Raw genomic sequence first — 13,078 nt, forward strand, 5'->3', positions numbered from 1 at the left:
CTTCAGGCCGTGGATGTCCGTCGCACTCGCGACTCGTGGTCGAGTAACCAGCGCTTGCGCTCGATGCCACCTCCGTAGCCGGTGAGGGAGCCATTGGCACCCACCACGCGATGACACGGCACGACAATGCCCACCGGATTGGCGCCGTTCGCCAGGCCCACCGCGCGTACGGCCGCGGGACGGCCGATGCGCTTCGCCAGCTCCGAGTAGGACACCGTCGCGCCGCAGGGAATGCCCCGCAGCGCCGCCCACACCTCGCGTTGGAAGGGCGTGCCTTCGGTGCGGACCGACAGTCCCTCAATGGCGTCGAGCCGCCCGGAGAAATACGTCCGCATCGTCTCCGTGAGTCCGCCCGGATTTCGCGCGGCGTCCAACTCGAAGCCTCCGGCCCCGTAGTGCAGGCGCAGCAGCTGCCGCATGCGGCCTTCGTGTTCCGTCCAGTCGACGGCGCGCAGGTGTCCGTCGCGGTCCGCGATGATGACCAGCTCGCCGATGGGGGTGTCCGTCTTGTCGATGAGGAAGCGGAGAGTCTCAGCCATGACGCACCTCTTGAAGTCGTGGAAGCAGGCCCGGGTCCGCGGCCCACAGGTGTTGCGCGGCATAGGCCCGCCAGGGCCTCCAGGGTTCCGCGCGTTGAAGCAGGTCCTCGGGTGTGGGACGCGCGCCCGTGTCGGTCGCCGCGCTCCGCAAGAGCGCCACGTCGCTGGCGGGGAACGCGTCCGTCTCGCGCAGCGCGCGCAGGGCGATGTACTGCGCGGTCCACTCGCCCACGCCTCGGATGGAGCGCAGCCGGGCGACGCCTTCCTCCACCGTGCCGAACGGCTGGAACAACAGCGGGTCCGCGAGCGCCGCTTCCGCCAGGGCCTTCAGCGACGCCTTGCGCGCGGAGGGCATTCCCAGCGCTCCCAGGTCCGTCGCCACGACGCGCTCCGGTGAAGGGAAGGCCCGCGACAGGCCCGGAGCAAGTCCGTCCACGGGGGCGTCAGCGCACAGTCCCACCAACTGGCCCGCGAGCCTGCGCGCGGCCACCACTGTCACCTGCTGGCCCAGAATCGCGCGGACCGCCAGCTCGAACCCGTCCCATGCGCCAGGGGCCCGCAGCCCGGGACGCAGCGCCACGAGGGGCGCCAGGAAGGGGTCCCTGGAGAGGTGCGCGCCAATCACCTCGATGTCCGCGCCCACGTCGAACACCCTGCGCACGCGCGCGACGATGGCGGGGAGCGACTGGACGCGCGGGAAGCGAATCCTCGCCACGAGGTTGTTCCTCGCGGGCTCGTGGGACACCTCCACCGTGCCCACCGCGCCGTCCTGGGACACCGTGCGCAGGTAACGCGAGTCGGACACCTGCTCCACGCCCTGGATGGCTCGCGCGGACAGATAGGCGAGCATCGCCGCCCAGTCATACGGCGGCCGGTAGCGCAGCCGCAGCGTGACGCCCGCTTCCGCCGCCGCGCTGGAGGTCGTCTCCACCGCCTGCTTGCGGCGCAGGGCGCTGGGGGGCCGTTGGTAGAGGTCCTGGAACGTCTCGTTGAAGCGCCGGATGCTGCCGAAGCCCGCGGCGAGCGCGACCTCGGCCAGCGGCATCCGCGTCTCCTGGATGAGCTGCTTGGCGAAGAGCACGCGCCGCGTCTGCGCGACGGCCACCGGCGTGGCGCCCAGGTGTTGCTTGAAGAGACGGCGGAGCTGTCGTCCTCCCACGCCCAGCCGTTCCGCCAGCGCGTCCACGCCCGCTTCGCCTCCGTCCAGCGCGCCCTCCGCGATGAGGGCCAGCGCGCGCGACACGGTGTTGGAGGTGCCCCGCCAGGAGGCGAGGTCCGGGGCCGTCTCCGGCCGGCAGCGCAGACACGGCCGGAAGCCCTCTTCCTGGGACGCGGCGGCGGAGGCGAAGAAGCGGCAGTTCTCCCGCTTCGGAGTGCGCGCGGGGCAGATGGGCCGGCAGTAGATGCCGGTCGACGTCACCGCGACGAAGAGGCGGCCGTCGAAGCGGGCATCCCGCGTCTGGAGCACGCGGTAGCAGGCGTCGGAATCGAGCAGGTCCATGACCAGACAGTGTCATCGGGGCGCCGTGCGCGCTCGCGGTTTTCGGACATCGATGGCACGCGCCCTCCGGACGCGAAAAGGGCCTCCCACCACCGGTGAGAGGCCCTCTTCAAGACGCGACCGCCTGGAGGCCGACTAGGCCGCCGTGCGGTGCAGGAAGTCGATGAGGTCGATCTTCGTGACGATGGCGATGACCTTCTCGCCCTCCTTCACGACGGCCACGTTGTCCTGCGCGAAGATTTCCCGCAGGCGGGCGATGCTCGTGTCCGGCGACAGCGCGCCCTGCAGCGGCGAGACGATGGCGTCGATGGTGTCGGCGAACTTCGCCTTCCCGGCGACCAGCGCGTTGAGCAGGTCGTACTCGTGCACCATGCCCACCGCGCGGCCGTCCTCGGACACCACGGGCATCTGGCTGATGCCGTGACCGCGCATCGTCTCCACGACCTGGTCCACCCGGTCGCCCTTGCGCGCCGTCTTCACGTCGCGCTGCTTGCTCCCGATGATGTCGCGCACGGTGCCGGTGCTCTTGTCCTCGGCGAAGCCGTTGTCGCGCATCCACTCATCGGAGTGGAACTTGCTGATGTAGCTGCTGCCGGAGTCGGGGAGCACGACGACAATCGTCTTGCCCTTGCCCACTTCCTTCGCCAGCTGCACGGCCACGTGCACGGCCGCGCCGGAGGAGCCACCCGCGAAGATGCCCTCCTCGCGCGCCAGCCGCCGCGCCGCCGCGAAGCACTGGCGGTCATCCACCTGGCGCACGTCGTCCACGACCTTGAAGTCCATGGCGCCGCACAGCATGTCCTCGCCGATACCTTCCACCTTGTAGACGTGCGGCTCGGTCAGCTTGCCCGTCTTGAAGTAGCCCTCGTAGACGGAGCCCTCGGGGTCCACGCCCACGTTCTTCAGGCCGGGGATCTTCTCCTTGAGGAACTTGCCCGCGCCGCTCATCGTCCCGCCGGTGCCCAGGCCGGAGACGAAGTAGTCCATCTTGCCGCCGGTCTGCTCCAGGATCTCCGGACCGGTGAGCTGGTAGTGCGCCTCGATGTTGTCGGGGTTGTGGTACTGGTTCAGCATGAACGCGCCCGGCGTCTCACGGTGCAGCCGCTTGGCCGTCTCGTAGTAGCTGCGGGGGTCCTCGGCCGCGACGTTCGTCGGCGTCACCACCACCTGCGCGCCCAGCGCCTTCAGGCGGTTGATCTTCTCCAGCGACATCTTGTCCGGCATCGTGAAGATGCACTTGTAGCCCTTCACCGCGGCCGCCAGCGCCACGCCCATGCCGGTGTTGCCGGACGTGTTCTCCACGATGGTCCCGCCGGGCTTGAGCTTCCCCTCCCGCTCGGCCTTCTCGATGATGTACAGCGCCATGCGGTCCTTGATGGACGCGCCCGGGTTCATGAACTCGCACTTGACCAGAACAGTCGCATCGTTCGGTCCGACGAGCTTGTTGAGCTTGACCAGGGGCGTGTTGCCAATGGCGGAGAGAATGGTGTCGTGGATGTCCATCGGGGCTTCCAGAAAAAAGGGGGTTCGCGGCGCGTCTTATATGCCGCCGGAGGGGCCCGGTCGACAGCGGGAGTCCATCTCCCCGGTCGAGAAGTAACAGTGCCCCGTCCTGGGCACTTCCCCCGCACCCCTGGAGCAGCAGGACCCGGGGTGTCTCCTGGCGACCTGCCAGCAGGGACGGGCCTGCTTCGTCAGGGGGCGGCCGGGCGCGCGACGCGTCGCGACGGGAACTGGGGGCTCAAGGTTTCGCCGTCGCTTACGTGACAGCCCGAGGGGCCAGGGGGCAATCGCCGCGCCGGGCCTTTGACGCGGAAAGTCGCCCCTCCCATACTCGCAAGCCTCTTCTCCCAACCCCCTTGGAGAACCCCGTCGATATGGAACTCGAGGCCGCCCTGCGCGACCAGGTGGGACAGGCCACTGGCCGTCCCGTGCCCCATGCTCCCATCAAGAAGCTGAAGGGAGACGCGAGCAATCGCTCGTACTACCGCGTCGGCGCGCCCCCGGAGAGCTGGGTGGTGATGGTGATGCCGCTGGACGCGACGAAGAAGAGCGAGGAGGCCACCAAGGGTGAGCCTCCGAAGGAGCTGCCCTTCGTCAACGTGCACCGCTACCTGAACAAGCTCGGTGTGCGCGTGCCCGCCATCCTCCGCTACGACGAGCCGGCGGGGATGATGGTGATTGAGGACCTGAGCGACATCACCTTCGAGTCCGCGCTGGAAGGCGGCAAGCACAACGAGGCGCTCTACACGCGCGCGGTGGACCTGCTGGCGCGGCTGCGGGTGCAGGCGGAGAAGCACCAGGACCCGGACTGCCTGGCCTTCACGCGCTCGTTCGACGAGGACCTGTACGACTGGGAGCTGCACCACTTCCGCGAGTGGGGCCTGGAGGCGTGGAGCGGCAAGCTGCCCACGGACGCCGAGCGCGCGCAACTGGACGCGACGTTCCGGGACATCGCGAAGCAGCTGGCCGCCGCGCCCCGGGGCTTCACGCACCGCGACTACCAGAGCCGCAACATCATGGTGAAGGAGGGCGAGCTGGTGGTCATCGACTTCCAGGACGCGCTCCAGGGCCCCAGGCAGTACGACCTGGTGGCGCTCCTGCGCGACAGCTACGTGGAGCTGGACCGGGCCTTCGTGGACGCGATGCTGGACCGCTACATCGCCACGTTCCAGGAGGCGAGCGGCGAGCGCATCAACGCGGTGGAGTTCAAGGCGTTCTTCGACCTGCTCACCGTGCAGCGCAAGCTGAAGGACGCGGGCCGCTTCGAGTACATCAACCGCGTGAAGGGCAATCCGGGCTTCCTCGTCTCCATCCCCGCGTCGCTGCGCTACGTGCGCGAGGCATTCCGTCAGCGGCCGGAGCTGCGAGGGCTGCAGGAGCTGGTGGCGAAGTACGTCCCGGAGCTGGCGGCCTGAGCCCATTGGCGGGGGAGGGGAGTCGACAATGAAGGCGATGGTGCTCTGCGCGGGTCTGGGAACCCGCCTGCGTCCGTTGACGGAGCGCTGGCCCAAGCCGGCGCTCCCGTTCCTGGGGCAGCCGCTCCTGCGCTACCACCTGGCGGTGCTGAAGGCCGCGGGTGTCACGGCGGTGGGCATCAACACCCACCACCTGCCGGACACGATGGAGGAGGTGGCTCGCGAGGAGTGCGCGCGCGCGAAGCTGGCGCTGCACGTGGTGCGCGAGCCCGTCATCCAGGGCACCGGCGGCGGCATCCGGGGCCTGCGCGACTTCCTCTCGGACGGAGATTTCATCGTCTACAACGGCGACATCCTCTACCCGGTGGACCTGCGGCCGGTGGTGGCCGTGCACCAGGCGTCCGGTGCGCTGGCGACGATGGTGTTGCTGCCCATGCCGGAGGGGGAGAAGTACGCGTCGGTGGAGTTGGATGCGTCCGGACGGGTGCGGCGCATCGCGGGACACGGGCCTGGAGGCGAGGGCCTGACGCCGTGGCACTTCACGGGCGTGCACGTCATGTCCCCGCGCGTCTTCGACTTCATGAGCGCGCAAGGACCCGAGGACATCAACCGCGAGGTCTACGCGCGCGCCATGTCCCAGGGACAGGTGGTGCGAGGCGTGCGCGTGGATGGCTACTGGTCCGATTTGGGCACGCCGTCGCGGTATCTGGCCACGGTGCGGGACGTGCTCGCCGGCCGCGTGCGGTTGGAGTGGCTGGGGGCGGACTCGCCGCTCGCTGGCACGGTGCGAGGGCCGGGGTCCTCGTGGGCGCATCCCGACGCGAATGTGTGTGGCGCGAAGGTGGAGGGCCCCGCGTACTTTGGCCGGGGCGTCACGGTGGCGGAGGGCGCCGTCGTCGGCGAGTCCGTGGCGCTGGGCGCCGGAGTGAAGGTGGACGCGGAGGCTCGCCTCCAGAACGCCGCCGTCTTCGAGCAGACCGTGATCGCGGCGGGTGAGTCGCTCACGGAGTTGCTCGCGTGGCGGGAGCATCGGATTCCCGCGCCGCTTTCGGGGCGCTGACTCGCACGAGCCGACAGGCCCTCGGATGAGCTGACCGCGTGCGCGGCCAGCGGGTGCCGTGCGCTGCCCGCTCGCGCGTGCCGTCGCCGCGAGCGCGTGGGGCGGGCCGCACGGTGTGGCCTGTCGACTCCTGTCCGCGCGCGCACGAACCCCGCGCGGGAAGGGTCTGTTACCGCACGGCGTGCGAGCGAGCTCTGTCGTCCGCACGAAGGTCGCCGTTTCGGACAATGGGCCCTACCTTTCGCCACGGACAGCCTGCCTGCGCCGGGGGTTTCCGGCGGGGAACAAGGGGAGGTCTGGGGCATGAAGTGGCGAGGTTCTCTGGGGGCCAGGCCGGCGGGGGGAGACAGCACTCACTTCCGTGTGTGGGCGCCACGCAGGCGCAGTGTGGAGGTCGTGGTGAAGGGAGGCTCCCGCCCGCTCCCACTCGCGGGGGACGCCCAGGGCTATTTCGAGGCCGTGCATCCGGTGGCCGTGGGGGCGCTGTACAAGTACCGCCTGGATTCGAGCGAGGAGTTCCCAGACCCCGCGTCGCGCTTCCAGCCCGAGGGCCCGCATGGCTTCAGCGAGGTCGTCGACGCGTACGCGCACCCGTGGACGGACGGCGACTGGAAGGGCGTGTCCTGCATCCGGGGGCAGGTGCTCTACGAACTGCACCTGGGCGCCTTCACGCCCGAGGGGACGTACAGGGCGGCCATCGCCAAGCTGCCGCTGCTCAAGGAGCTGGGCGTCACCTGCCTGGAGTTGATGCCGCTGCACACGTTCCCCGGGCGCTTCAACTGGGGCTATGACGGCGCGCAGCTCTTCGCGCCCAGCGGGCAGTACGGCCGGCCGGAGGACCTGCGCGCCTTCGTGGAGGCCGCGCACGCGCTGGGGCTCGGCGTGCTGGTGGACGTCGTCTACAACCACCTGGGGCCCGACGGGAACTACCTGGCCCAGTACTCACCGGACTACTTCACCCGCAAGTACGAGAACGAGTGGGGCGAGCCGACGAACTTCGACGACGGCGCCGCCGCGGGCCCCAGCCGCGACTTCTTCATCCAGAACGCCTGCGCCTGGGTCGCCGAGTATCACTTCGACGGGCTCCGCCTGGATGCGACGCAGGCCCTGTATGACGACGGGCCGTGCCACATCGTCCAGGAGCTGACGCGCGCCGTGCGCGAGGCCGCGGCTGGCCGCGGTGTGCTCGTCATCGCCGAGAACGAGCCCCAGGACGAACTGTGCGTGAGGTCGGTGGAGCGGGGCGGCTGGGGCACGGATGCCCTCTGGGTGGATGACTTCCACCACTCCGCCCGTGTCGCCGCCACGGGACGCGCGGAGGCCTACCTCCAGGACTATCGCGGCACCGCGCAGGAGCTGCTGTCGTGCACGCTGCGCAACTCGCTCTATCAGGGGCAGTACTACCGCTGGCAGAAGAAGGCCCGAGGCAGTCCACTGCTGCGCGTGCCCGCGAGCGCGTGCGTCTTCTACCTCCAGAACCACGACCAGCTCGCCAACATGCTCCAGGGCCAGCGGCTGCACCGCATCTGCGGCGAGCGACTGGCGCGCGCGCTCACCACGCTGTGGCTGCTGCTGCCCCAGACGCCGCTGCTCTTCATGGGCCAGGAGTGGTTCGCGAACTCCCCCTTCTTCTACTTCGTGGACCACAAGCCGGAGCTGCAGCCGTTGGTGCGCAAGGGTCGGGACCAGTTCCTCGGCCAGTTCGAGAGCGCCCGTCACGCGCTGGAGCACGAGGGCTACGTGGAGCACGTGGACGAGAAGGCGTTCACCCTCTCCCGGCTCGATTGGAGCGAGCGCGAGCGCCACACCGGGCCGCTCACCCTGCACCGGGAGCTGCTCCGACTGCGCCGCGAGGACTCCGTGCTTGCCCGGCAGGACAGCGGCCAGCTCACCGGCGCGGTCCTCTCCCCGCTCGCGCTCGTGCTGCGCTACTCGGGCAGCGAACAGGAAGGCGACCGGCTGCTGCTCGTCAACCTGGGGGGCGAGCTGGAGCTCTCTCCGTGCCCCGAACCATTACTCGCACCACCTCGGGATGAAGGGTGGCGTCTTGGACTGTCGAGTGAAGAGGTTCGATTCGGAGGTGCAGGGTCTTGCTCACTGGAGTCACTGAGGGTCGAGACGTCGTGGCGCGTACCGGGGATGACCGCCCTGTGGATGACGAGCACCGGGAGGAGCGGCCAGGGGCTCGGCCCACAGAAGGCCGGATGAGCCGGGTGCGCGGGCTGCCGGAGCTGAAGTTCGCATGGCCGGTGGGAGCGCCGGCCATCGAGGTGCTCGGACGGGAGTGGCTGATGACGAACGGCCTGGGGGGCTATGCGTCCAGCACCCTGGCGGGGGTGAACGCGCGCCGCTACCACGGCCTCTTCATCCCCACCCTGCCCGAGCGGGGCCGCACCGTCATGCTGTCCCGCCTGGTGGAGACGGCCCGGGTGGAGGGGCAGACGTGCCGACTGGACGGCGAGGTGCGGGCGGACGGCGCGCTGATGGGGGACGCCTCGCTGCTGCGCTCCTTCCGGCTCGACGGCCTCATTCCCGAATGGGAGTACGTCCTGGGCGCCTCCCGTCTGCGTCGCAGGCTGGTGCTGGTGCACGGGGAGAACACGCTCTTCATCGAGTGGGCGCACCTGTCCGGCCCTCCGGTGAAGCTCCGGCTGCGGCCCTTCCCGGTGTTTCGAGTGCACGAGCACGACTTCCCGCACGACTACTGCCAGCCGAAGGTCATTCTCCAGGGAGAGCGCATCGAGATGCAGGCGGCGAAGGATGCGCCTTCGCTGCGGCTGCGGCTGTACGGCGATGGCATCGTGCCCTTCGTGGCGATGCCTGAGATTTCCTCACCCCTGCTCTACCGGACGGAGCGCTCCCGGGGGATGCCCCACATCGAGACGCAGGCGAGCCCTGGCTACTTCGAGTGCACGGTGAGGCCAGGCAGTCGCCTGTCGCTCGGTGCCACGGTGGATGACTGGGCGCTGTTGGACCGGGACCCGTCCATGAGCTTCGACATGGAGCGCGAGCGCGAGTGGCGCCTGCTGGAGCGCGCGCCCGTGGCGGCGAGGACGGGCACGGCGGCGCGCCTGGTCCTCGCGGGCGACCAGTTCATCGTCGACCCCATGCGTCCGCGCGACGATGCGTGGGCCCGGGCCATTGGCGAGGATGCCCGCAGCGTCATCGCGGGCTACCCCTGGTTCACCGACTGGGGCCGCGACACGATGATTTCGCTGGAGGGCCTGACGGTGTCCACGGGGCGCTTCCGTGAGGCGGCGGCGATTCTGCGCACGTTCCGTCACCACGTGAAGGACGGGCTGTTGCCCAACCTCTTCCCGGAGGGAGAGGCCGACGGGCTCTACCACACGGCCGACGCGACGCTCTGGTTCTTCCACGCGGTGGACCGCTACGTGACGGCCTCCGGGGACCTGGAGCTGCTGCGGGAGTTCTACCCGACGTTCGAGGACATCGTCCGCAGGCACCAGCAGGGCACCCGCCACAACATCCGCATCGACCCCACGGATGGGCTGCTGACGCAGGGCGAAGAGGGCTACCAGCTCACCTGGATGGACGCGAAGGTGGACGGCTGGGTGGTGACGCCCCGACGCGGCAAGGCCGTGGAGCTCAACGCCCTGTGGTTCAACGCCATGCGGCTGATGGCGGAGTGGGCCGCGCTCCAGGGACTGGACGGGACGCCCTACGCGATGGCCGCGCAACAGGCGCAGGACTCCTTCAACCGGCGCTTCTGGAACCCGGCCGAGGGGTGCCTGTTCGACGTGGTGGACGCGCAAGGGGGCGGCAATGACGCCGCCGTGCGGCCCAACCAGATTTTCGCCCTGTCTCTCAAGTACCCGGTGTTGAACCCGGACCACTGGTCGGACGTACTGCGCAAGGTGGAGACGGAGCTGCTCACCCCGGTGGGGCTGCGCTCGCTGGCCTCGGACCACGACGACTACAAGGCCACGTATGACGGAGACCTGCGCGCGCGTGACGCGGCGTACCACCAGGGCACGGTGTGGAGCTGGCTGATTGGCCACTACGTGGACGCCGCGCTCAGGGTTCAGCCGGCCCGCGCGCACGTGCGTGACGTCATGGAGGGCCTGGAGACCCACCTGAGACAGGCGGGCGTTGGTCAGGTCAGCGAAATCTTCGACGCCACGCCCCCCTTCAGGCCAAGGGGGTGCATCGCCCAGGCCTGGGGAGTGGCCGAGGCGCTGCGGGTCTTCCTGCGCATCGCCTGACGTCGGGTCAGGCGGGGTGGTAGCGGGCGAGCACGCAGGTGACGTTGTCGTTGCCGCCCGCGGCGTTGGCCATGTCGATGAGCTGCGAGCACGCCTTGTCCAGCTCGGGCGTGCGGCCGAGGATTTCCTGCATCTGGGGGTCGGTCACCATGCCGCTCAGGCCGTCCGAGCACAGCAGGAAGACGTCGCCCGGCTGGGGGTCCACGCGGGAGACGTCCACCTGGACGTTCTCCTTCATGCCCAGGGCGCGGACGATGACGTTCTTGTGCGGGAAGTTTTCGACTTCCTCGGGCGAGAGCTTCTTCGCCTTGAGGTAGTCGTTGAGCAGGGAGTGGTCCTCGGTGATCTGCTTGAGGGCTCCAGCGCGGAAGCAGTACACGCGGCTGTCGCCCACGTGCCCGACGTACGCGACGTCGCTGGCGAAGTGCACGCTGACGATGGTCGTCCCCATGCCCTTGTACTTCGACTCGCTGCTGGCCTTCTCGAAGATGCGCGCGTTGGCGAGCTTGATTCCGGTGGCCAACCGGTTCTCGTCATAGTTGCGCTGTTTGTCCATCTTGAAGGGCCAGGTGCTGTCCTGGTCCTTGGAGGTCATCTTGTAGAACTCACCCAACTCGTCCACGGCGATGCGACTGGCGATCTCTCCTGAGGAGTGCCCGCCCATCCCGTCCGCGACGATGAAGAGGTGCTCATCGGGCAACATGAGGAAGTTGTCCTCGTTGTGGTTCCGCTTCATCCCGACGTGGGTGCTGCCGGCTACCTCGATGCGCATGCGCGGGGACTCTTCTAAGGGGACGAGAAACTGGCGGCGCACGTTAACAAAGCGCTCGGAAAACGGTCAAAAGACGTGCTCTTGGTGCGGTCAGACAGGGGACACCGGGGCCGGGGAGGCAGGCTCGAAGCTCAAGCGGTCCCCTTCCTGGGTGCCGCTCGCGGCCAGGACGCCCGCGGGCAGTTCCAGCACGGAACGGGCCTGGAAGTACACGGAGGTGGCCCTCCAGGGCGGCAGCGCCATCATCTGCTTGACGATGCGGCCCTGGGCGTCCAGGAAGGCGACGTCAATGGGGATGCGCATGAAGAACGTGTGGATGGAGTTGCAGGGCTGGATGTGGAGGCCGTCGCCCATGGCGAGCTCCTGGCGCCCCATCAGTCCCTTGAAGCGCTGGGCGAAAGAGGTGGCCTTCTCCGCCCGGTCCGCCAGCGGCTTCTGCCGCGTCTCGTTGGTCACCTTCCAGCGCATGTAGCGCGTTCTACCCCATGCTCGAGCCCCTGGCGCGTCCTCTGCATCTGGTTCTGGTCTCCCCCCAGATTCCCCCCAACACCGGCAACGTGGCCCGCCTCTGCGCGGTGACGGGCTGCCGGCTCATCCTGGTGGAGCCCCTGGGCTTCTCCATCGATGACCGGAACCTCAAGCGGGCCGGGTTGGACTACTGGGACAAGGTATTTCTACGGCTGTACCCGACTTATGAGGCCTACGTGGCGGCGTATCCGGACGCGCGGCGGTGGCTGTTCTCGGCGCGGGCGGAGCAGACCTTGTACGAGGCGCGGTTCGAGGAGGGGGACCATCTGGTGTTCGGCTCGGAGGTGACGGGGCTGTTGCCGGAGGTGATGGAGGGGGGGACGGGGACGGCGCTGACGATTCCGATGTTGGAGGGGCGGCGGAGCATGAACCTGTCCACGGCGGTGGGGGTGGGGACCTACGAGGCGCTGCGACAGGTGTGTTTCACCGGGGCGGGCAGGCGGGCACCCTCGGCAAGTTGAGGGGCGGTGAGGAGGGACTACACTGCGGCGAGGATGATTCCGTCGCAGGCCGCCGAAGCGCTGTATTCCGCCCACAAGTCCCGAGCCACGGGATGGCTGACCTTGTCCGCAGGAGGGCGTGAGTCGCGGTTGATGCTGCGCGAGGGCGACCTCGTGGGGACGCGGCTGGGGTTTGGGTATCAGAGTCCGGCGCAGGCGCTGTTGCAGAGTGGCTTGTTGAGCGCGGAGGCGCTGGATGCGCTGTGGGCGCGGGGGGGGGCGGGCGCCGCGGACGAGGAGTTGTTGGAGGAGCACGGGCTGGAGCGGGACGCGGTGGTGGAGCAGCAGGTGCTTGCCCACGTGCGGCGGTTGAGTGAGTTGGCCGAGCGCGCGGCCTTCGAGCCTGGGAGCGTGGAGGCGGAGTTCGAGCCCATCTCCGGGGTGAGGGTGGTGCGGGCGGCGCTGGAGCGGCCGGGGGCGGGTGGGGCGAAGGGGCGGGTGTTCCGGTGCGCGGATGTGGCCGTGTGCGAGCCGTGGCTGACGGATGCGTCCGAGCGGGAGTTGCTGAGGACGTTGGGGGAGTTTCGTGAGCCGGAGTCGCTGACGCCCGCGCGCGAGGCGCTGTTGCTCGTGTTGGAGCGCGAGGGGGGCGTCGAGGCGCTGTCGGTGGAGGAGTGGGAGGCGAGGGAGGAGGCGCGCAGGCAGGAGGAGGAGGCCGCGCGCAGGAGGGCGGAGGAAGAGCGGCTCCGCGCCGAGGAGGAGGCTCGTCGGCGGGCGGAGGAGGCTCGGCTGGCGGAGGAAGCCCGACTCCGTGCGATTGAAGAGGCTCGGCTCGAGGAAGAGGCTCGGATTCGTGCCGAGGAGGCTCGGCTCGCGGAAGAGGCGAGGGTTCGGGCGGAGGAAGAACGGCGGGCGGAAGAGGCCCGGGTTCGTGCCGAGGAAGAACGGCGCGCGGAAGAGGCCCGGCGCGCGGAGGCTGCTCGGCTGGCGGCAGAGGCGTGGATTCGCGCCGAGGAGGAGCGACTCGCGGAAGAGGCCCGGCTCGCCGAAGTGGCTCGGCTTGCCGAGGAGGCCCGGCTGGCGGAAGAGGCGCGGGT

The 13,078-nt window shown here is 69.3% G+C and carries 10 protein-coding genes and 1 pseudogene; 6 read left to right on the plus strand and 5 right to left on the minus strand.

Features of this window, described 5'->3' with window-relative positions:
• Positions 1–2 precede the first annotated feature (2 nt).
• The 3 genes from ogt to HUA74_RS38655 all read right to left on the minus strand — a co-directional run bounded on the left by ogt (position 3) and on the right by HUA74_RS38655 (position 3,543).
• Positions 3–539, minus strand: a complete 537-nt coding sequence (gene ogt, locus HUA74_RS38645; protein ID WP_174458586.1) for a methylated-DNA--[protein]-cysteine S-methyltransferase — start codon at positions 537–539, stop codon at positions 3–5.
• The gene (locus HUA74_RS38650) at positions 532–2,040 is read right to left on the minus strand and encodes an AlkA N-terminal domain-containing protein (RefSeq protein ID WP_174458587.1); all 1,509 of its coding nucleotides are present in this window, start codon (positions 2,038–2,040) and stop codon (positions 532–534) included. Before HUA74_RS38650 ends, ogt begins: the two co-directional genes overlap by 8 nt.
• Before the next feature lie 135 nt (positions 2,041–2,175).
• A complete protein-coding gene (locus tag HUA74_RS38655; protein WP_174458588.1) occupies positions 2,176–3,543 on the minus strand; it encodes a pyridoxal-phosphate dependent enzyme in 1,368 nt (455 codons plus the stop codon).
• A gap of 374 nt (positions 3,544–3,917) precedes the next feature.
• Here HUA74_RS38655 and HUA74_RS38660 point away from each other — a divergent pair, with 374 nt between their 5' ends.
• The 4 genes from HUA74_RS38660 (at position 3,918) to HUA74_RS38675 (ending at position 10,241) form a co-directional block, all read left to right on the plus strand.
• Positions 3,918–4,958, plus strand: coding sequence for an aminoglycoside phosphotransferase family protein (locus HUA74_RS38660; RefSeq protein ID WP_141642399.1), 1,041 nt, complete (start codon positions 3,918–3,920; stop codon positions 4,956–4,958).
• Between the two features lie 28 nt (positions 4,959–4,986).
• The gene (locus HUA74_RS38665; RefSeq protein WP_174458589.1) at positions 4,987–6,018 is read left to right on the plus strand and encodes a sugar phosphate nucleotidyltransferase; all 1,032 of its coding nucleotides are present in this window, start codon (positions 4,987–4,989) and stop codon (positions 6,016–6,018) included.
• A gap of 303 nt (positions 6,019–6,321) precedes the next feature.
• Entirely contained in the window at positions 6,322–8,226 is a 1,905-nt protein-coding gene (treZ, locus tag HUA74_RS38670) for a malto-oligosyltrehalose trehalohydrolase (protein WP_174458590.1), read from the plus strand.
• A complete protein-coding gene (locus tag HUA74_RS38675; protein WP_174458591.1) occupies positions 8,223–10,241 on the plus strand; it encodes an amylo-alpha-1,6-glucosidase in 2,019 nt (672 codons plus the stop codon). Before treZ ends, HUA74_RS38675 begins: the two co-directional genes overlap by 4 nt.
• 7 nt (positions 10,242–10,248) lie before the next feature.
• Here HUA74_RS38675 and HUA74_RS38680 read toward each other — a convergent pair whose 3' ends face one another.
• Together HUA74_RS38680 and HUA74_RS38685 are read right to left on the minus strand one after the other, a co-directional pair.
• Complete coding sequence (locus HUA74_RS38680) at positions 10,249–11,013, minus strand: Stp1/IreP family PP2C-type Ser/Thr phosphatase (protein WP_141642395.1); 765 nt, start codon at positions 11,011–11,013, stop codon at positions 10,249–10,251.
• A gap of 90 nt (positions 11,014–11,103) precedes the next feature.
• A complete protein-coding gene (locus HUA74_RS38685) occupies positions 11,104–11,481 on the minus strand; it encodes a DUF192 domain-containing protein (RefSeq protein ID WP_174458592.1) in 378 nt (125 codons plus the stop codon).
• A 17-nt stretch (positions 11,482–11,498) separates the two neighbouring features.
• Between HUA74_RS38685 and HUA74_RS38690 the strand changes: the two genes are divergently transcribed.
• Together HUA74_RS38690 and HUA74_RS38695 are read left to right on the plus strand one after the other, a co-directional pair.
• Complete coding sequence (locus HUA74_RS38690) at positions 11,499–12,002, plus strand: tRNA (cytidine(34)-2'-O)-methyltransferase (protein WP_174458593.1); 504 nt, start codon at positions 11,499–11,501, stop codon at positions 12,000–12,002.
• A 33-nt stretch (positions 12,003–12,035) separates the two neighbouring features.
• A pseudogene (locus tag HUA74_RS38695) lies at positions 12,036–13,078 on the plus strand (molecular chaperone DnaJ); the annotation flags it as partial.

It is taken from the genome of Myxococcus sp. CA051A, assembly GCF_013336705.1.
Lineage (GTDB): Bacteria > Myxococcota > Myxococcia > Myxococcales > Myxococcaceae > Myxococcus > Myxococcus llanfairpwllgwyngyllgogerychwyrndrobwllllantysiliogogogochensis.

Bases quoted from the DNA above. Each gene is read 5' to 3' on its own strand.
- HUA74_RS38680 (WP_141642395.1), bottom strand. From the start codon at position 11,013: ATGCGCATCGAGGTAGCCGGCAGCACCCACGTCGGGATGAAGCGGAAC.
- ogt (WP_174458586.1), bottom strand. From the start codon at position 539: ATGGCTGAGACTCTCCGCTTCCTCATCGACAAGACGGACACCCCCATC.
- HUA74_RS38660 (WP_141642399.1), top strand. From the start codon at position 3,918: ATGGAACTCGAGGCCGCCCTGCGCGACCAGGTGGGACAGGCCACTGGC.
- HUA74_RS38690 (WP_174458593.1), top strand. From the start codon at position 11,499: ATGCTCGAGCCCCTGGCGCGTCCTCTGCATCTGGTTCTGGTCTCCCCC.
- HUA74_RS38675 (WP_174458591.1), top strand. From the start codon at position 8,223: ATGAGCCGGGTGCGCGGGCTGCCGGAGCTGAAGTTCGCATGGCCGGTG.
- treZ (WP_174458590.1), top strand. From the start codon at position 6,322: ATGAAGTGGCGAGGTTCTCTGGGGGCCAGGCCGGCGGGGGGAGACAGC.
- HUA74_RS38665 (WP_174458589.1), top strand. From the start codon at position 4,987: ATGAAGGCGATGGTGCTCTGCGCGGGTCTGGGAACCCGCCTGCGTCCG.
- HUA74_RS38655 (WP_174458588.1), bottom strand. From the start codon at position 3,543: ATGGACATCCACGACACCATTCTCTCCGCCATTGGCAACACGCCCCTG.
- HUA74_RS38650 (WP_174458587.1), bottom strand. From the start codon at position 2,040: ATGGACCTGCTCGATTCCGACGCCTGCTACCGCGTGCTCCAGACGCGG.
- HUA74_RS38685 (WP_174458592.1), bottom strand. From the start codon at position 11,481: ATGCGCTGGAAGGTGACCAACGAGACGCGGCAGAAGCCGCTGGCGGAC.